Annotated in this window: 15 protein-coding genes and 1 pseudogene; 9 read left to right on the forward strand and 7 right to left on the reverse strand. The window is 64.2% G+C overall.

From position 1 onward, the window contains the following. Positions 1–845: 845 nt before the first annotated feature. Positions 846–3,308 carry a putative bifunctional diguanylate cyclase/phosphodiesterase gene (locus AC630_RS36985; RefSeq protein WP_074123315.1) on the forward strand — a complete coding sequence of 821 codons (2,463 nt, stop codon included), beginning with the start codon at positions 846–848 and terminating at the stop codon, positions 3,306–3,308. Here the strand turns inward: AC630_RS36985 and AC630_RS36990 are convergent. The 3 genes from AC630_RS36990 to thrS form a co-directional block, all read right to left on the reverse strand. After that, on the reverse strand, positions 3,294–4,562 hold the full coding sequence (locus AC630_RS36990; protein ID WP_074123316.1) for a serine hydrolase domain-containing protein: 1,269 nt from the start codon (positions 4,560–4,562) through the stop codon (positions 3,294–3,296). The two genes, AC630_RS36985 and AC630_RS36990, sit on opposite strands and share 15 nt — an antisense overlap. A gap of 64 nt (positions 4,563–4,626) precedes the next feature. Continuing rightward, entirely contained in the window at positions 4,627–5,190 is a 564-nt protein-coding gene (locus tag AC630_RS36995) for a nitroreductase family protein (protein WP_074123317.1), read from the reverse strand. Positions 5,191–5,282: 92 nt separating this feature from the next. Next, positions 5,283–7,355, reverse strand: a complete 2,073-nt coding sequence (gene thrS / locus AC630_RS37000; RefSeq protein ID WP_074123318.1) for a threonine--tRNA ligase — start codon at positions 7,353–7,355, stop codon at positions 5,283–5,285. A 185-nt stretch (positions 7,356–7,540) separates the two neighbouring features. On the opposite strand from thrS, the gene AC630_RS37005 reads away from it, so the two are divergent. Continuing rightward, positions 7,541–8,713 carry an MFS transporter gene (locus AC630_RS37005; RefSeq protein WP_074123319.1) on the forward strand — a complete coding sequence of 391 codons (1,173 nt, stop codon included), beginning with the start codon at positions 7,541–7,543 and terminating at the stop codon, positions 8,711–8,713. A 90-nt stretch (positions 8,714–8,803) separates the two neighbouring features. Continuing rightward, positions 8,804–9,181, forward strand: coding sequence for a hypothetical protein (locus AC630_RS37010; RefSeq protein WP_074123320.1), 378 nt, complete (start codon positions 8,804–8,806; stop codon positions 9,179–9,181). Positions 9,182–9,347: 166 nt separating this feature from the next. On the opposite strand, the gene AC630_RS37020 is transcribed toward AC630_RS37010, so the two are convergent. Continuing rightward, positions 9,348–10,682, reverse strand: coding sequence for an alpha/beta hydrolase (locus AC630_RS37020; protein ID WP_074123322.1), 1,335 nt, complete (start codon positions 10,680–10,682; stop codon positions 9,348–9,350). A 307-nt stretch (positions 10,683–10,989) separates the two neighbouring features. Between AC630_RS37020 and AC630_RS37025 the strand changes: the two are divergent. Next, a pseudogene (locus AC630_RS37025) lies at positions 10,990–12,358 on the forward strand (APC family permease). A 14-nt stretch (positions 12,359–12,372) separates the two neighbouring features. Continuing rightward, complete coding sequence (locus AC630_RS37030; RefSeq protein ID WP_074123323.1) at positions 12,373–13,575, forward strand: hypothetical protein; 1,203 nt, start codon at positions 12,373–12,375, stop codon at positions 13,573–13,575. On the opposite strand, the gene AC630_RS37035 is transcribed toward AC630_RS37030, so the two are convergent. Then, positions 13,576–13,785, reverse strand: a complete 210-nt coding sequence (locus AC630_RS37035; RefSeq protein ID WP_074123354.1) for a hypothetical protein — start codon at positions 13,783–13,785, stop codon at positions 13,576–13,578. A 190-nt stretch (positions 13,786–13,975) separates the two neighbouring features. Further along, a complete protein-coding gene (gene yidD / locus AC630_RS37040; protein ID WP_074123355.1) occupies positions 13,976–14,314 on the reverse strand; it encodes a membrane protein insertion efficiency factor YidD in 339 nt (112 codons plus the stop codon). 228 nt (positions 14,315–14,542) lie between these two features. Here yidD and AC630_RS37045 point away from each other — a divergent pair, with 228 nt between their 5' ends. Continuing rightward, a complete protein-coding gene (locus tag AC630_RS37045; protein WP_074123324.1) occupies positions 14,543–15,442 on the forward strand; it encodes a COG3904 family protein in 900 nt (299 codons plus the stop codon). A gap of 63 nt (positions 15,443–15,505) precedes the next feature. Here the strand turns inward: AC630_RS37045 and AC630_RS37050 are convergent, their stop codons facing one another. Continuing rightward, positions 15,506–15,961 (reverse strand): iron-sulfur cluster assembly scaffold protein, encoded by a 456-nt coding sequence (locus AC630_RS37050; protein WP_074123325.1) that lies wholly within the window; start codon positions 15,959–15,961, stop codon positions 15,506–15,508. Positions 15,962–16,202: 241 nt separating this feature from the next. Between AC630_RS37050 and folE the strand changes: the two genes are divergently transcribed. The 3 genes from folE (at position 16,203) to AC630_RS37065 (ending at position 18,637) form a co-directional block, all read left to right on the forward strand. Next, positions 16,203–16,895, forward strand: coding sequence for a GTP cyclohydrolase I FolE (folE, locus tag AC630_RS37055; RefSeq protein ID WP_074123326.1), 693 nt, complete (start codon positions 16,203–16,205; stop codon positions 16,893–16,895). An 83-nt stretch (positions 16,896–16,978) separates the two neighbouring features. Further along, entirely contained in the window at positions 16,979–17,401 is a 423-nt protein-coding gene (hisI, locus tag AC630_RS37060) for a phosphoribosyl-AMP cyclohydrolase (RefSeq protein WP_074123327.1), read from the forward strand. Between the two features lie 174 nt (positions 17,402–17,575). After that, positions 17,576–18,637, forward strand: coding sequence for a transglycosylase (locus AC630_RS37065; protein WP_074123328.1), 1,062 nt, complete (start codon positions 17,576–17,578; stop codon positions 18,635–18,637). The last annotated feature ends 109 nt before the right edge of the window (positions 18,638–18,746 follow it).

Genomic DNA, 18,746 nt, shown 5'->3' on the forward strand with positions numbered 1-18,746 from the left:
GGCATGGCGGTCCATGGGAGCCAGCCGGCTCCCGGTCTTCCCTGCGCCCTCTTTCATGAGGGTGAGGCGACGAAGCAAAGCTCGGGCGCAACAAGCCGCGAGGATGCGAAGGTGTGCCAGTTGAATAATACTCTCGTGCCCCGGACGCAGCGCAGCACGAAGTGATGCGCTGCAGAGCCGGGGCCCATGCTGCAGCGACCCGTGTGGCTTCCTGGGTCCCGGCTCTGCGGAGCGTCACTGCGTGCCGCACCGCGTCCGGGACACGAGAGGGGGCGGGTGCCATCACCCACACTCCGTCATTGCGAGCGCAGCGGAGCAATCCAGAATCTCTCCGTAGCGGCAGTCTGGATTGCTTCGCTGCTCTCGCAGTGGCGATGCTGATGCAGTTGCGCAGCCAACGCTGCGGTCTCGTGCCCCGGACGCAGCGCAGCGCCTCTTCGGCGGTGCGCTGCAGAGCCGGGGCCCATGCAGCAGCGAGTTGCGCGGCATCCTGGGTCCCGGCTCTGCGCAGCAACGCCAAGAGCGTTGCAGCGCGTCCGGGACACGAGAGATGCGAATGCCGTTCCTCCACACTCCGTCATTGCGAGCGCAGCGAAGCAATCCAGAAATGTATCCGCGGAAAGATTCTGGATTGCTTCGCTGCGCTCGCAATGACGATGTTGATGCAGCTGCGCGCGATATCTTCCAGTGCGCCGAATAAAACCGTCATAGTCTCTAACGCACGCTAACCAACACCCGACTTAAAACTGTCATAATCGCCGAATGGAACCCGCGCCTGTGTGCTTTTTACACGCCATTAAGCCCGGCTGCATTGGATGCGCGGGGAAAGCGCGTTGGGGACTGCAATGAGTGCCGCGAAGAAAGCGTCGGGAAAACCGGCCACCGAAATGTTTGACGACATCCCGGTGCTTCGGCGCAAATGGCGAGCGGCGTTGAAGCCGGGCGAACGGCTGCCGCGCTACGAGGACGTGATGCTCGGCAGCCTCGGACGGCTCGCCGATCACATCGCGCTGCTCAAGGGCGATGGCGCACTCGAACTGTCGCGCAGCGGACGCTACGTGCAGAAATGGCTCGGCGAGGAACGCTGGGACATTCCCGTCGCCGAACTGTCGCCCGATTGCGCGACAGCGCTGTCGGAAGCAGTGGCGAGCGCGCTTGAGAACGGACGGCCGCACCAGGCGAGCGCGCATTGCGTGCGCGACGGCATGGTCAGGACTTACGACTTGCTGGCGCTGCCGACCGCCTCGCGCTGGGGCGCCACGCTGGTCGGTGCCTATGTCAATGAGCGCGGCGCGCAGTATAATCTCCTGGACGCGATCTTCTCCTCGACCGATGACGCCGTGATTTCGCTGGCGACGCTGCGCGACGCAAGCGGCAAGCCGTTCGATCTCCAGATCGTGCACCACAACAAGAGCGCGGGCGCGCTGCTGAAGGTCGCGAACGCAAGCCTGCTGTGGCGCCGGATCGGCGAGGGGAGCACGCTGCTGGCCTCGTCCGAGATCATGGAATTCCTGCTCAAGGCCGTCTCGGGCGGTCGCGGCGAGCAACTCGAGATCGAGAGCGACGGGCGGCACCTCCGGCTGAGCGCCACCGCCTTCGCCGACGTGGTCTCGCTCACGATCTCGGATGTCACTGCATTGAAGCGGCGAGATGCCTCGTTCCGCTTGCTGTTCGACAACAACCCGATGCCGATGTGGGTGTTCGACGCCGAGACCAAGCGGTTCCTCAGTGTCAACGACGCCGCGGTCCAGCACTACGGCTACAGCCGTGCCGCCTTCCTGCGCATGAAGCTGCACGAGATCTGGCCGGAGGACGAGTGGGACAGCCATGCCGACGCGCTCGAACGTATCGGCGAAACCTATCAATCCTCGCGCAACTGGCGGCATCTGCGTGCCGATGGCAGCGAGATCGAGGTACTCACCTTCGGCCGCCGTGTCAGTTTCGACGATCGCGACGGCTATCTGGTCGCGGTGGCCGACATCACCGAGCGGCGCAAGGCCGAGGCGCGGATCGCCTACATGGCGCACCATGATGGGCTCACCGACCTGCCGAACCGCGAATATTTCCAGGATCGCCTGAAGCAGGCGCTCGACCAGGCCGGTGGCAAGCGGGTCGGCGTGCTCTACATCGATCTCGACCTGTTCAAGAACATCAACGATTCCTTCGGGCACCCGGTGGGCGACCGCCTGTTGAAGGAAGTTGCCGAACGTCTGACCACCGCGGTCCGCGGCGCCAATCTTGCGGCCCGGCTCGGGGGCGACGAGTTCGCCGTGATTCTGGCAGCCGACGTCTCGCCGAACGAGGCGAGCGCCTGCGCGACGTTGCTGATCGACATGCTGAAGGCGCCCTATGAGCTCGACGGCCAGGAGATGGTGATCGGCGCCAGCATCGGCATCGCGCTGTCGCCGGGTGACGGCACGACGTCGGAAGAGCTGATGCGCAATGCCGACATGGCGTTGTACCGCGCGAAGTCCGACGGCGGTGGCGTGCACCATTTCTTCGAGCGCGAGATGGACCTCCAGGCGCAGAAGCGCCGCGACATGGAGCTCGATCTGCGTCGCGCCTTCGCCAATGGCGAGTTCGAGCTGCACTACCAGCCGCTGGTGTCAATCGCCTCCGACCGCATCTCCGGCTTCGAGTCGCTGCTGCGCTGGTGTCACCCGGACAAGGGCATGATCTCGCCGGCGGAATTCATTCCGGTCGCCGAAGACATCGGCCTGATCTCCCAGCTCGGCGAGTGGGTGTTGCGCGAGGCCTGTGCCGAGGCTGTGAAATGGCCCGCCGAGGTCAAGGTCGCAGTCAACCTGTCGCCGGCGCAATTCCGCAGCCGGAATCTGGTTCAGGTCGTGATCTCCGCGCTGGCGCAGTCCGGCCTGTCGCCGAAGCGGCTCGAGCTCGAGATCACCGAGTCGATCTTCCTGGCCGAGACCGATGCAAATCTCGCGATTCTGCATCAGCTGCGCGAGCTCGGCGTCGGCATCTCCATGGACGATTTCGGCACCGGCTATTCCAGCCTCAGCTATCTCCGCAGCTTCCCCTTCGACAAGATCAAGATCGACCGTTCCTTCGTGAAGGATCTGGCGCAGCGGCCCGATTGCGGCGCGATCGTGCGCGCGATCTCGGGTCTCGGCCGCAGCCTCAACATCACCACGACTGCGGAAGGCGTCGAGACCGAGGATCAGCTCGACTGGTTGCGCGCCGAGGGCTGCAACGAGGTGCAGGGTTTTCTGTTCAGCGCGGCGCGGCCCGCTGCCGAGATCGCAAAACTGCTCGCCGATTTCGGCGAGCGCGCCTCACGGGCGGCGTAGCTCGGGTGGGTAGCAGTCGTAGACCAGCGCCTTGAAGGCGGGCGTGATGCGGCTGCGCTCGTTCTGGGTCTGCTGCATCATGAGGTAGACCATGTCGAGCTTGGGATCGACGCCGAAATAGGTGCCGCTGCCACTGTCCCATTTCAACTCGCCAAGCGAGCCGGGCGGGGGCGGCTTTGCGTTGCCGGGATCGGTGCGCACCGCGAGGCCGTAGCCATAGCCGAAGCCGTCACCTGGAAAATAGAAGTAATCGCGTCCGACGCCGGAGCCTGGGCCGATGTGATCGGTCGTCATGGCCTTGAAGGCCGCAGGGCTCAGATAGCGCCTGCCCTCGAACTCGCCGCCGTTGAGCAGCATCTGCGAGAATCGCTGGTAGTCGGTGATGGTCGAGAGCAGCCCGCCTCCGCCGGACTCCCATTCTGGATGGGCGAGGCGGTCGCGCTCGCCAGCGAGCAGGATCTGGTCGCTCGGCAGCGGCCGCGCCATCCGCGCGCGCTCCTCCGGAGCCTTGAGCACGAATTTGGTGCTGCTCATGCCGAGCGGATCGAGGATGCGCCGCTTCAGGAATTCGTACAGTGTCTGTCCCGAGATGATCTCGATGATACTGCCGAGCACGTCGGTGGAATGGCCGTAGCGCCACAGCGTCCCGGGCTGACGCGTGAGCGGCAGCTTGGCGACGCGGTCGGCGAATTGTCTGTTATTGAATGGCCCCTCGAAAATATTGGCGGCCGAGTAAACCTGCTCGACCCATGGGGCGCCGATATAATCGTAGCTTATGCCCGACGTCTGTCGCAGCAGGTCCTCGATGTTGACGGGGCGGACCGGCGGCACGAGGTCGAGCTCATGCTTGCCGTCCGGCTTGGTGATCTCGATACCCACCTTGGTGCCGGCAAAGAGGGGGATGTATTTCGAGGCAGGGTCGTTGAGCGCAAGCTTGCCCTCGTCGATCAGCATCATCGCGCCAAGACACGTGATCGGCTTGGTCATCGAGTGGATGGCGAAGATCGTGTCCGCCGTCATCGCAAGGCCGGTCCTGGTGTCGCGCACGCCGAAGGTCTTCAGATAGACCGGCTTGCCGTGCTGCTGGACCAGGATCACGGCGCCCGGCAGCCGGCCGCTCGTTACCTCGTTGTTGAAATACGCCGTGATGCGTTCGAGTCCGTCGGACGAGGGGGCGGGAATGTCGGCGGCGCGGCTTCGCGCCATCGTGCCGGCCAGCAGCGCGGCCCCGACCAGAAATTCACGGCGCTTCATTCCGGGCTTCCTCCCTCGCCGGGAACAAAGCCGCAAGCCGTCCGAGGCGTCAACAAGACTTCGATTAAAACCGGGTCACGATGTCAGAAAGGACCGGTCGCGGGCGATCCTCGCTCGGCTTGGTCGGCTTGCCGATATGCACGAAGCCGGCAAGTTTCTCGTCCGGCTTGAGGCCGAGTCCGTCCAGCACGTCGCGATCGAAGGCGAACCAGCCGGTCAGCCAGCAGGCGCCGTAGCCGAGCGCGGTCGCGGCCGTGAGGATGTTCATGGCGCTGGCGCCCGCCGACAATTGCTGCTCGAAGGCCGGCACCTTCGGATGCGGCTTGGTGAAGCTGACGATGCCGATCACCAGCGGCGCATCCGTGAGGCGCTTGCGCTCGGTCTCGATGTCGGCCGCCGGCGCGCCGGGATGCTTGCGGGCAAAAACCTTCGCGATCACCTCGCCGGCGCGCTGGCGCGCATCGCCCTCGAAAATGATGAAGCGCCAGGGCGCGAGCTTGCCGTGGTCCGGCACGCGCGTACCGATGGTGAGGATCGTCTCGAGCTCGGCCGGGGAGGGCCCGGGCCCGGTCATCTCGCGCGGCTTGACCGAGCGGCGGGTCTTCAGGAGTTCGATGGCGTCGGGCACTGCGATGTCCTCTTCAGCTGGTCGTCGGGCGTGCCATGCCTAGATAGGCATGCACGCCCGCAACCGAAAGCGCGTTTGGATCGATTTCAGGTTCAGACCGCGCCGCGGGCCCGGCGGACATCCGGCGGTGTCGCTTCGTCGACCAGGGCGGCGATCGCCTCCGCTGTCGTCATCACCGTCTGGCCGTCGCTGCCGAGCCGGCGGACCGAGACCGAATGCGTCTCGGCCTCCTTTTTGCCGACCACGAGCAGTGCCGGGATCTTGGCCAGCGAGTGCTCGCGGACCTTGTAGTTGATCTTTTCGTTGCGCAGGTCGATCTCGACCCGCAGCCCGGCGCGCCGCGCCTGCTCCAGGACCTGCTTGGCGTACTCGTCGCCTTCCGAGGTGATGGTCGTGACCACCGCCTGCACCGGAGAGAGCCAGAGCGGGAAGTTGCCGGCATAGTGCTCGATCAGGATGCCGATGTAGCGCTCCATCGAGCCGCAGATCGCGCGATGCACCATCACCGGCGGTTTCTTGCCGCCGTCATGGTCGATATAGAACGCGCCGAACCGCTCCGGCAGGTTGAAGTCGACCTGCGTGGTGCCGCACTGCCAGTCGCGGCCGATGGCGTCGCGCAGCACATATTCGAACTTCGGCCCGTAGAAGGCGCCTTCGCCGGGATTGATCTCGGTCTTGATGTGATTGTTCTGCGACTGGATCTCGCGCAGCACCGTCGCCATCACGCGCTCGGCGTGATCCCACATCTCATCCGTGCCGACGCGCTTTTCCGGCCGGGTCGACAGCTTCACGGTGAGATCGCCGGTGAAGCCGAAGTCCGCGTAGGTCGACAGGATGAGATCGTTGATCTTCAGGCACTCTTCCGCGAGCTGGTCCTCGGTGCAGAAGATGTGGGCATCGTCCTGAGTGAAGCCGCGCACCCGCATCAATCCGTGCATGGCGCCGGACGGCTCATAGCGGTGCACCACGCCGAACTCGGCAAGGCGCAAGGGCAGGTCGCGGTAGCTCTTCAGGCCATGCTTGAAGATCTGGACGTGACCGGGGCAGTTCATCGGCTTCAGCGCGAACCAGCGCTTGTCCTCGGCCTCGTCGCCGGCCGACTGCGCCGCGAACATGTTCTCGCGATACCAGCCCCAATGGCCCGAGGTCTCCCACAGCACCTTGTCGAGGATCTGCGGTGCGTTGACCTCGCTGTAGTCGCCGGTCAGGCGGCGCCGCATATAGGCGATCAGCTGCTGGAAGATGGTCCAGCCCTTCGAGTGCCAGAACACGACGCCCGGACCTTCCTCCTGGAAATGGAAGAGGTCGAGCTCGCGCCCGAGCTTGCGATGGTCGCGCTTCTCGGCCTCCTCGATCTGCTTGAGGTAAGCGTCGAGGTCCTCCTGCTTGGCGAAGGCCGTGCCGTAGATGCGGGTCAGCATCGGGTTGTTCGAGTCGCCGCGCCAATAGGCGCCTGCCACCTTCATCAGCTTGAAGGCGTTGCCGACCTTGCCGGTCGAGGTCATGTGCGGGCCGCGGCAGAGATCGAACCAGTCGCCCTGGTAATAGATCTTGATCGGCTCGTTGCCGGGGATGGCGTCGACCAGCTCGACCTTGAAGGCCTCGCCCTTGTCGCGGAACACCTGCTTGGTCTTCTCGCGATCCCAGACTTCCTTGGTGAAGGGTTTGTCGCGCGCGATGATCTCGCGCATCTTCTTCTCGATCGCGGCAAAGTCGTCCGGCGTGAACGGCTCGTTGCGGAAGAAGTCGTAGTAGAAGCCGTTCTCGATCACCGGGCCGATGGTGACCTGGGTGCCCGGCCACAGCGATTGCACGGCTTCCGCCAGCACGTGCGCGCAGTCGTGGCGGATCAGCTCGAGCGCGCGGGGATCGTCGCGATTGACGAACTCGATCTTCGCATCGGTCTCGATCGGGTCGTTGAGATCGGTGACCTCGCCATCCAGCGCCATTGCCACCGTGCGCTTGGCCAGCGACGGCGAGATGCCCTTGGCGATCTCGAGGCCGGTGATGCTCTGGTCGAACTGGCGCTGGGCGCCGTCGGGGAAGGTGAGGGTGACTTTCGGGGAGGGGGTCACGGGCTTCAGATTGCTGAGGCTGTACTGGAAGCCGGATTCGGACTTGGGTTGATCAGACTTGGCTTGATCAGACTTGGGCTGGTCGGACATTGCTTTCTCCTGAAGCTCACTCCTGCGAACGAGCGCAGGTAAGCGGGAACGAGCGATATATCAGGCGATTCGGCCTGTGCAATCCGGCATTTCCAAGAAAATGGCGCGCAAAAGCCGGGACAGTGCACCAACTAATTCGGTTCGTGCCCTTTAACAGCCCACGCGTCCGCTCTAGATGCAGCTGCATGGAAAATCCGCCAATCGCTGGCCGTTTCACGCCAACCGCCCTGATGCTTGGCAATATCGTCACCGGCTGCTCGGTGCTGGCACCGGCGGGCATGCTGCCGGAATTGTCGGCGGGGCTGGATGTCAGCATTCACGCGGCCGGGCTTTTGATCACGTTCGGCGCGATCACGCTGTGCATAGGCTCGCCACTGACGGCCTGGCTGACCAGCCGTATCGAGCGGCGGACGCTGCTCGCAACCACGCTCGCCGTGCTGGCCTTTGGCAATCTCGCCTCGGCCTTCGCGCCTGACTACACGAGCCTCCTTGTCATCCGCCTGGTGATGCTCGCAGTCGGCGCGCTCTATACGCCGCAGGCTGCCGGCACGGCGGCGCTGATCGTGCCGGCCGCGCGCCGTGGCAGCACGATTGCCTATATTTTTCTTGGTTGGTCGCTCGCTGCCGCAGTAGGCCTTCCGCTGATCACCTTCATCGCGAGCCGCTATGGCTGGCGCGCGGCCTATGGCGAGATCGGCGTGCTCGGTTGCGTCAGCTTCCTGTTGCTGCTGATGCGCCTACCGGCCGGCCTGAAGGGAACGCCCGTCGATCTCAGGACCTGGGCGGAGGTTGGCCGCAGCAGGGCCATTTTGCTTCTGCTTGCGATCACCATGCTGCAAATCTCCGGACAGTTCGTGGTGTTCACCTTCATGGGTCCGCTCCTGAAGAAGCTCACTGACGCCGGTCCCGATGCGATTGGCATGGTGTTCGGCATCTACGGCGTTTGTGGCTTCCTCGGCATCGTCATCGCGACCCGCATCGTCGACACCTGGGGGCCTTATCGCACCTCGCTGCTGTTCACATGCCTGCTGCTTGCGGGCATCGCGGGCTGGGCGTTTGGCGCCGGCACGCTGGTGTTGATGGCGCTCGCGGTCGCGATCTGGGGCCTTGGTTTTGCCTCGACCAATTCGATGCAGCAGGTACGTCTGGTCGCGGCCGCGCCGTCACTCGCGTCGGCGACCGTCGCGCTCAACACCTCCGTCCTCTATATCGGCCAGGCCGTGGGCTCGGCCATCGGCGGGATGCTGTTCGCCCGCGAACTCCTGTATCCGCTCGGCTTCGTTGCGACCGGCTTCGTCGTGCTGGCGCTGATCCTGGTGATCCTGACCCGACCCCGGCCGGCTGCTGCTTCAGCCTGAAGCCAGCGTTTTCCTGTGCGCAAGGCGCTTGGCAAACCGCGCGCGAGAGCGTTAGAAACGAGGCATGGGGACCAAGGAGAGCTGACTGAAATGAGGATAGTTCTGGCGGTTGTTGCGGTGCTCTATTCAGCCTCCGCGTTTGCGCAAACCGACAAGCCGCCGATGGTTGGGGACAAACCATTGGTGCAGGTGAAGCCGAAGGGGACCAAAGAGGCAGCGGCCAAGCCGGCCGCGGCGCCGAAGGGCAAGCCGCAATCGATCGCGGTTCGGCTCCAGGCCTGCCTCGACCTCGATGACGGCACCAAGGATCGTCTCAATTGCTACGACGCGGTGATTCCGCCGACGCCGAAGCCGAAGCCGCCGAAGGCCAAGGGTGTCGCCGATTGCCGCTTCCTCAAGGAAGAGGACGAACGGCTGGCCTGCTTCAACGGCTTTGCCGAGAGCATTCCGAAGCTGCCGAAAACCTGAGGTCGAAGGCCGGACGGCTAGAGCGTTTTCGAGCGAAGTGGAGGCCGGTTCGCGTAAAGAAAACGCGTCAAAACAAGAATCTAGAGCCCCGTTCCGATTCCATCGGAACGGAAATGGCTCTAGTCGGCGATCCGGCTCAGCACCGCTCTGAAGGTAACGCCCGGCCCTAGCGGCTCGATGCCGACGGATTGGTAGATGCAACGCGCGTCAGCGCCAGCGACGGCGTCGCCGACATCTTCACCAGCACGTCCTTGAGCGGATCCCGAGTCCAGGCGCGCGTCACATAATCACGATGTGTGATGCCGTCGCCGGTTTCGACGAATACCACACTGCCGGGCCGCAACGGCCCATCCATGTCCTCGGAGACTCCGATGCCCTTCCGCCGCAGCGCGCTCATCAGCTCGCGGTCGCGGCGCGCGGTGTAGTGGGTGTAGGAGCTGACGAAGAAGCCGGTGCGATGGCTCTCGATCCAGGAGGCGAACTTGTCGAGCTCGCCATAGACAGCGTCCAGCAGCACGACGCCGCGGACGCGGTCGCTGACGCCGCCGACCTCGAGACTCCAGGCCGTCGGCAGGAAGCCGCCGCTATAGCCGACGATCACGATCGGCATGTTGGCGAAGGCGCGCGCGCTGTCGGGATCGCCGGTCAGGCGAGCAAGGTGATTGGCCGACTCCTCCATGAAGCGCTTGAGGCCGCCCGGCTGCCAGAACTTGCCGGCGCTGGAATCGGCGGCATCGACGGCCATCTGCGGCGCGAGCAGAACGACGTTAGCGCCGGAATCGGTGATCTGCTTCGGCACCAGTTGCCGGTCGCGCACGTCGCGCTCGAGCGTGGCGCCATTGCCATGGAAGAACACCACGATCACGCCTGGCTTGCGCACATCGAAATGCTCGGGCACGTGCACCAGCACGCGACTGTCATTGTAGGTCTCGTCCTGCCAGAACACGCGGCCCGAGTAGCTGCGGTGGCCGCGCCGGTCGCCCTTGGAGATGTTGAGGAACGGCGCGTCGGAGGCGGGGTTGTTGCCGAAATAGGGAAAGGCGGACGACTTCATGCTGACGAGCGTCGTCAGGTCTTCACGTGCCGGACGCTTGAAGGGGACCTGCGGCTCGAGCGAGGCCACCTTGTAGGGGGCCTGTTCCGGCGCAGGCTGCTGCTGTACGGCGCGCTTGGGCGAGAAGTCCGACATCTGCCGTTGCAGGAAACTCTCGCTCGCCGAGGGAAAGCGTTCCTTGAATTGCGGGGCAGAGAAGCGATCCTCGAACGTGTCGCTACTCGCCACTTGCGGATTGGTCGCTTGCGGATTGGTCTTGCCGACCACCTGGACATTGGCCTGCGAGCTCGCCGCGAGCGCCGCCGGGCTCGGCGCCCTGCCGCATTGAACTAGCGTGAGCGACAGCGGCACCAAGGCCAGGCCGATCCGGAGCGCGCGACCGCGTGCACCGGACGGCGTCCGATATGCACGAATGTCAGCTCTCACGTTCGGAACGGCCCCGACCATCCACCCACGACCCCAAGTCATGTCCACAAGCCTATCGGCAACCCTTGAGACAATTGAGCCGACTGGCGTTTAGGTGACGTTAAGCGTCCGGAGAAACTTCCCCACATCCGGATTGCTTAAAGGGACCATGCAATCGTGTCCTGATTGTGGGGAGGGGAAATGGGATTCTCCAGTGTTCGCGCGGGTTTATTGCCCGAGAGCATGCATAAATGGTGCTTTAATACCTATATCGCCGCCTCATTTAACCCTTGTTAACACTGCTTGAATTGACTTCCCATGAAGCGTGACGCCTGAGGTTAAGGACCCGATGACGGCATCTGATGCGGGTACCGCGTCTTGGACTGGCCGGCTGACCGGGAGCGGGCCCGGGGTCTCCGCTCTGGTCGCGACCGCCATCGTCGTAGCCGACATGATCGGGGTCGGCGTCTTCACCAGCCTCGGCTTCCAGGTCAAAGACATCCCGTCCGGTTTCTCGATCCTCTTGCTGTGGACCGTCGGCGGCATCGTCGCGCTGTGCGGAGTGTTCTCCTATAGCGAACTCGGTGCGATGTTTCCGCGCTCGAGCGGCGAGTATAATTTCCTTGGCCGCGCCTATCATCCTGCCTTCGGCTTTCTTGCCGGCTGGGTTTCGGCGACGGTGGGCTTCGCAGCGCCCGTCGCGCTCGCCGCGATGGCCTTCGGCGAATACGCCAAATCGGTCGTCCCCGATCTGCCGCCGATCCCGCTTGCCATCGGCGTGGTGTGGCTGGTCTCGCTCGTGCAGCTGACTGGCGTCAGGCACTCCTCGACCTTCCAGCTGATCTCGACCATCCTGAAGGTCGTGCTGATCGTCGCCTTCCTGGTCGCCGGCTTCGTCATCGGCGTGCCGCAGCCGATCGCCTTCACGCCGCAAGCAGGTGACCTGGCGCACATTGTCAGCGCGCCTTTCGCGATCGGCCTCGTCTTCGTGATGTACTCGTTCTCGGGCTGGAATGCCGCGACCTACATCATTGGCGAGATGAACACGCCGCAGCGCAGCCTGCCGCGCGCGCTGCTCGCGGGCACGCTGATCGTGCTCGTCCTGTACGTCGCGCTGAACGCGGTGTTTCTGTATTCCACGCCGGTGAGCGCGCTGGCCGGCCAGCTCGACGTCGCCAGCGTCGCCGGCCGTGCCATCTTCGGCGGCGTCGGCGGCCGGATCGTCGGCGCGATGATCTGCGTCGGCCTGATCTCCTCGATCAGCGCGATGATGTGGATCGGCCCGCGCGTGATGATGACGATGGGGGGAGGACATTCCGGCCCTGCGCGTGTTCTCGACGAGATCGGTGAGCGGCGCGCCGGCCTATGCCATCCTGTTTCAGCTCGCCGTCGCCAATCTGCTGCTGTTCACACGCAGCTTCGAGGCGGTGCTCGACTTTATCCAGTTCGCACTGCTGTTCTGCTCCTTCTTCACCGTGCTTGGTGTCATCAAGCTGCGCATCACCGATCCCGACCTGCCGCGACCCTATCGCGCCTGGGGATACCCGTTCACGCCGCTGGTTTTCCTGCTCGTGACCGCGTTCATGATGTACTACCTGTTGACCGAGCGGCCGGTGCAGTCGCTCTCGGGGATGCTCGTCATGCTCTCGGGCCTGCTGATTTATGCTGCTTTCCGTAGGCGGCCGGTCGCCGCTGGCACTTCATCACATCGCGAATAGACATGTTTCGACCCATGAGAATCGCGGCCGTCGCTCTTGCCCTGCTGGTTGCGGTCGTCTCGTCCGCGCATGCCGCCGACGTCACCTTCGACGACACGGCGCGCTTCCTTGCGGGCATGCAGCCTTCGGCGGACTCGCCGCTGGTGCCGCTCACGAACGACCCGGGCTGGCAGCGCCATGCAAGATTTTTCGACGGCGCCTTCGCCCAGCTCGAGCAGCGGCAGCTCTCGAGGATCCGCGCCTGGGCCGACGTCAACCTGGCCGCGCCGAGGCCAACCATGTTCTACCTGTTCAGCGGCCCGGACTTCCTCTACGCCAACGCCTTCTATCCCAAGGCCAGCACCTACGTGCTCGGCGCGCTCGAGCCGGCTGGCGCCGTGCCTGACCTGACGCGGCTGCCCCGCGGTTCGGTCGGTGCCGCGCTCTACAATGTCGAGCGTTCGCTCGGCTCGATCCTGAGCTTTTCCTTCTTCATCACCAAGCACATGAAGGTTGATCTGCGCGCCAACCAGGTCAACGGGACCTTGCCGATCCTCTATGTCTTCCTCGCGCGGTCCGGCAAGACGATCCGCAACGTCGAGGCGGTCGCGCTCGACGCCCAGGGCGGGATGCACGTAGGGAACGACAATCCAGGACGGAACGCGACGCGCGGCGTCCGCATCACCTTTGCCGGCAGCGACGGTGAGGCACGCACGCTGTATTATTTCTCGACCGACCTTTCCAATCCCAGTGCGCGCGCCACTGGCTTCCTGAAGTTCTGTGAGACGCTCGGCCCCGGCAACAGCCTGATCAAGAGCGCGTCCTATCTGCTGCACTCCGGAAACTTCACCGTCGCCCGCGACTGGCTGCTCGCCAACAGCGCGACCATCATCCAGGATGATTCCGGCATTCCGCTCGCAAACTACAATTCGCGGCAATGGCGGTTCTTCCCGTTCGGCCGCTATCTCGGACCGATCGACGAATTCCCCGGCCGATACCAGGAGCGCTACGCCGAACTGTTCACCCGCGCCCAGCCGATCGATTTCGGCGTCGGCTATCGCTGGCGGATGCACGAGTCGAATTTGCTGCTGTCGGTGAAGGTGCCGGGGACCGAGACAGTGCCGACGGCGGAGACCACCTCATCCGCCGAGCCGCCGCCCAGAGCGCCGCACCCGAAGCGGCCGCGTCCGCCCGAGCCGGTCCCGCCGCCGCCCGGACGTTTCTTCTGGTTTCGCTAGCTACCAGTGCACACTCTGGCTCGGCACGATGAACCCTGTCGTGCTGGGCGGGGTGGCGAGGCTCGTTGCCAGATACCAGCCGGAGCCGGCCGCGATCGCCAGCAGGGCGATGATCGCGAGCAGATCGACGGTTCTGGGGTCGTGATGCCCCCTGGAACTAGGATTTGAACCAAGCCTGAAGTGAAAATGAGGGCTGATTTTCCAGCGCATTGTTGTTTCCTCCCGTGGGAGCATCACAACAACGCGAGGAGAGAGTTTAAGGTTCCGCTCAGGCCAGCGATGGGCAAAGCACCGCAGCAACGTGAGCATGATTCGGAAAAGTGTGCAGCGGTTTTCCCTCGCGACAAACGCGGAACGCGTTTGCGCGGAGATCATGAATCTAAGGCGCGAGCATCGCGCTTTAGGACGCGTTGACGCCGCGCCACCGGCCGTAGCGCCAGGGCAGATACCAGCGTGCGCCTTGCGGCGCGGTGACGGGCACGTTGTCGATGCCTGACGTGCCGAATGGGTTGCAGCGAAGCAGACGCGCCAGCGTCATCCAGCCGCCGGCCCAAAGTCCGAACCGTTCGATCGCCTCGTCGCCATAGACGGAGCATGTCGGCAGGTGCCGGCAATTGTAGCCCACCAATGGCGAGAGCGTGTGGCGGTAGAGCCAGATCAGCGCGCGGCCAAATCTGCGCGGGAGACGGAGCGCGCCCTCGACGGAAGTGGAACAATGCTCGCAGGCTGAATGCTTCATGTGCGCTTTGCTGCGATCGTGGGCGAGGTGCTGCACGGTTCCGGCGCAGGGAACAACGAGATGTTGTTTGCGCGCCATATTTTGCATGCTTTTTGGGAGCAGTGCAGCAAGTGCCTATGGACGATCTGTATTCCCCCGGATACCATTTTTATGACGTCCATGTGTAGACTTGTGGAACGCAAAACGGGGCTTGCCTGAATCACCTTGGGGCTTGGGGAAGGGACCAGTTTGAAACGTCTGAGGTCGCTCAATCTTCGCGGCTGGCTGCTGGTGGGAACCGCTGCCTGTGGAGTCGCGCTGGCTGGCGCCGTCGCGACCTTTGGGTCGTCGGCCCGAGCCGGTGGCGCCCTGGAAGAGCGCAAGCTGCCGATGAAGTTCAGCTGGGTTGCCTGCGAGCCGAACTGCCGCGGCTGGGTCAGCGCGGTCGGCATCATCACCTCCGATACGCCGAAGGATTTCGAGGATTTTGCGCGGGGACGCCAGCTTGGCGGCGCCACCGTGGTGCTCGATTCCAGCGGCGGTTCCGTCAACGACGCGATCACGCTCGGCCGGCGCTTCCGCAATCTCGGCCTTTTGACCACCGTCGGCATCAGCCTGCAGAATCGCGGCGGGCAGAGTGCCCGCCCAATGGTCGCGCCCGAAGCCTATTGCGAATCCATGTGCGTGTTCCTGCTGCTGGCCGGCAAGAAGCGTTATGTGCCGGACGCCGCTCATGTCCGGGTTCACCAGATCTGGATGGGCGATCGGGCCGACGATGCGAAGGCGGCGAGCTACAGCGCGCAAGACCTGATGATCGTTGAACGCGATATCGGCCGGCTCGCCAAATACACGTTCGACATGGGCGGCGCCGGCGACTTGCTTTCGCTCGCGCTCAGCGTGCCGCCTTGGGAAGACCTGCACGAGCTGGACACCGGGGAGCTGAAGCTCACCAACCTCGTGACGACCGATCTGGTGGCTGACGTGCTGCCGCATGTGGAGGTCACGGCGCCGGCGATGGCGGAGCTTGCAACGAAGACGCAGGCGCGGTTCGGCGCGGAACCCGAGCCGCAGCAACCAGCCAAGTCGACCAAGACGGCGGAAGCCATGGTGCCGACGGGCGCGGCGCCGAGCGCGAGCCCGCCGAAGTAACAGCAGATCTTGGAAGGGCGTTCCGGGGCGCGCGCCGGCGCGGACCGGCACGACTGAGAGGGATCAGCCCTGCGCCGCGGCCGGCTGCTTGGTCTTCCCCTCGATTTGACCAATGGCATCGACCACAGCATCGAAGGTCAGGAGCGTCGAGGCATGCCGTGCCTTGTAGTCACGGACCGGCTCGAGGAATTTGATCTCTTCCCACTTACCTTCAGGAGGCGCGCCGTTCTCCTTGAGCATCTTGCGAACGGTTTCGCGTAACTCACGGAGTTCGCTCGCAGTCGAGCCGACAACGTGACTTGCCATGATGGATGAAGAGGCTTGTCCGAGCGCGCAGGCCTTCACGTCATGTGCGAAGTCGGTGACGGTGTCCCCACTCATCTTGAGGTCGACCTTCACGGTCGAGCCACACAATTTGGAGTGGGCGGTCGCGGTGGCATCGGCGTCCGACAGCCGCCCGAGGCGCGGAATATTCCCGGCCAATTCGATGATCCGCTTGTTATAGATGTCGTTCAGCATGTGATGGAGTCCAGCACTTCCGGGCGGGATCGGCCTTGGCGGGCGCCGTCCACGGTCCTATATAGGGGCGGAACTGGCGGAAAAACAGTCCAGCGATGCGGCGGCGGTGATCCAGATCTGCGCGGCCCGCGTTTTGACCTTGGGGCCTTTTTCGCCAAAATTGTTCTCTTCAGGCGTCCGGCGGCTTGCCGCCCCGTCTGCCGGTGACACTCCGGCCGCAAGGCCGTCGAACGGAGTAGACATGGACGCTACGATTAAATCCATCCGCCCCAACAAGTCTGCCGACAAACAGCCCGAGACCCGCCCGGCGGAGCTTGATCCTGCCGAATTTCTCGCGGTCGCCGTCCGCGCCGACCAGCTGCGCCCGGCGCGCGCCGAGGCCGAGCAGGCGGTGAAAACGCTGCTCGCCTATATCGGCGAGAACACCGAGCGCGAGGGTCTGCTCGACACGCCGCGCCGCGTGGTCGAAGCCTTCGACGAGCTCTATCAGGGCTACCACCAGTGCCCGGCCGAGGTGCTCGACCGCACCTTCGGCGAGACCGCCGGCTATGACGATTTCGTGCTGGTGCGCGACATCGAGTTCACGTCGCAGTGCGAGCACCACATGATGCCGTTCTATGGCAAGGCGCACATCGCCTATACGCCGGTGGAGCGTGTCGTCGGCCTGTCCAAGCTTGCCCGCCTGACCGACATCTTCGCCCGCAGGCTCCAGACCCAGGAGCACCTGACCGCGCAGATCGCCGCCGCCATCGACGAAATCCTCAAGCCCCGTGGCGTCGCCGTGCTGATCGAGGCCGAGCATACCTGCATGTCGGTGCGCGGTGTCGCCAAGCATGGCGCCTCCACGTTCACCAGCCGTTTCACCGGCATGTTCCGCGACAATCCGGCGGAGCAGGCCCGTTTCCTGTCCCTGGTGCGAGGCCTGCAGCGCTGACCTCGCAAAGGCTCATTGTTTGAGCATGACCTTTTCGGAAAACCGCTGCACACTTTTCCGGGTCATGCTCTTGCGAGGTCGTTGTGTCCGCTCACTCCCATGAGATCGAGGAAGGGCTTTCCTTCCGGCCCCGGTTCGACGCCGCCGGGCTCGTAACCTGCGTGGCGACGGACGTCGCCACCGGCGACGTGCTCATGGTCGCGCATATGAACGACGAGGCGCTGCACAAGACGATTGCGACGGGCGAGGCCTGGTACTTTAGCCGCTCGCGCAATGCGTTGTGGCGAAAAGGTGAGACATCGGGTCAGACCCAGCGCGTGGTCGAGATGCGTACCGATTGCGACCAGGACGCGGTCTGGATCCGTGTCGAGCAGATCGGCGCCGCCTGCCACACCGGCCGCCGGTCCTGCTTCTACCGCAAGGTCGAGGCCGAGGGCGGCGGTTCGAAGCTGGTCTTCGTCGATGCCGAGCGGTTGTTCGATCCGGACACGGTCTACAAGAAGTAGCCTCCTGTCATTCCGGGGCGCGCGCAGCGCGAGCCCGGAATCCACCGCAAGGCACCGCGTGCGGTGGAATGGATTCCGGGCTCGCACCTGCGGTACGCCCCGGAATGACGGCGAGAGCCGAATTAACCCCGCGTTAACCATACCTGTCCCACGGTGAGACGACAGGGCGCCTAATTGCTGGCGTCGCTCAATGCCGCGCGGGGCGGGCACTCCATCATGTCGGTCGACAATTCCAGTGCCTCTCAGACGGCGGTTCTCGATCCGTCACGGGCACGCGTCGCCGGCGCGATTAAGCAGGTCTCCAACCGGACCGGCGTCAGCTTCCAATACATGCTGACCACCGCCAAGATGGAATCGGATTTCGATCCGACGGCGGAAGCCACCACGTCGTCCGCGCACGGGCTCTACCAGTTCATCGACCAGACCTGGCTCGGCACCGTGAAGGAGGCGGGCACCCAGTTCGGCTATGGCAACTATGCCGACGCCATCACCAGGAGTTCGTCCGGCACCTACACCGTCGACGATCCCGTGATGAAGCGGTCGATCATGAAGCTGCGCGACGATCCGGAGGCTGCCTCGAGCATGGCGGCAGCGCTGACGCTGTCGAACAGCTTCAAGCTCACCGGGCTGCTCGGGCGCAGGCCGTCTGACAGCGAACTCTACATGGCGCATTTCATGGGCATCGGCGGCGCCGCAAAATTGATCGCCAATGCGGAGGACAATCCGCAAGCGGTAGGCGCGCGGCTATTTCCCAATGCGGCGTCCTCCAATCGATCGATCTTCTACGCCAGCGACGGCCGCGCCCGCAGCGTCTCCGAGGTCTATTCGGTGCTGGACGCGCGCTACGCCAGCGCGGCAAATTCGAAGATAACCCGCAGTGCGATCGCGATGTATGGCGACAAGCCGTCGACGACGCAGGTTGCGAGTGCCAACGGCATGCAGCCCATAGCGCCGGTGATCGACAATGCCGCTTATCTCCAGACCTTTCCGGATACGCGCGGCGTGACGCCGGTGAGTGCGGCGTCTCCAACGACGGTCGCGGACAGTGCCTCGAGTACGCCGGCATTCCGCTCGATCTACCAGCCCGGCGATGCCACGCAGCCGGTCTCAGCCACCGTGCAGAAATTGTGGGGCAACAATGCCTCGCTCACGTCTGTGGCCTCCACGACGCCGGACGTGCGTCCGCCGCAGCCGCTCGATCTCTTCAGTGATCGCAGCGGCACGTTCTCGAGCTGACGTCTGCTTTCGTGTCCCGGACGCGCTGCAGCGTGAAACGCTGCTGCGCAGAGCCGGCACCCATGCCGCGCATTTCGCTGTTGCACGTGCACCGGCTCAGCAGCGCATC

Origin of the sequence: Bradyrhizobium sp. AS23.2 (genome assembly GCF_001908185.1) — a bacterium.
In the GTDB taxonomy this organism is placed as follows: Bacteria; Pseudomonadota; Alphaproteobacteria; order Rhizobiales; family Xanthobacteraceae; genus Bradyrhizobium.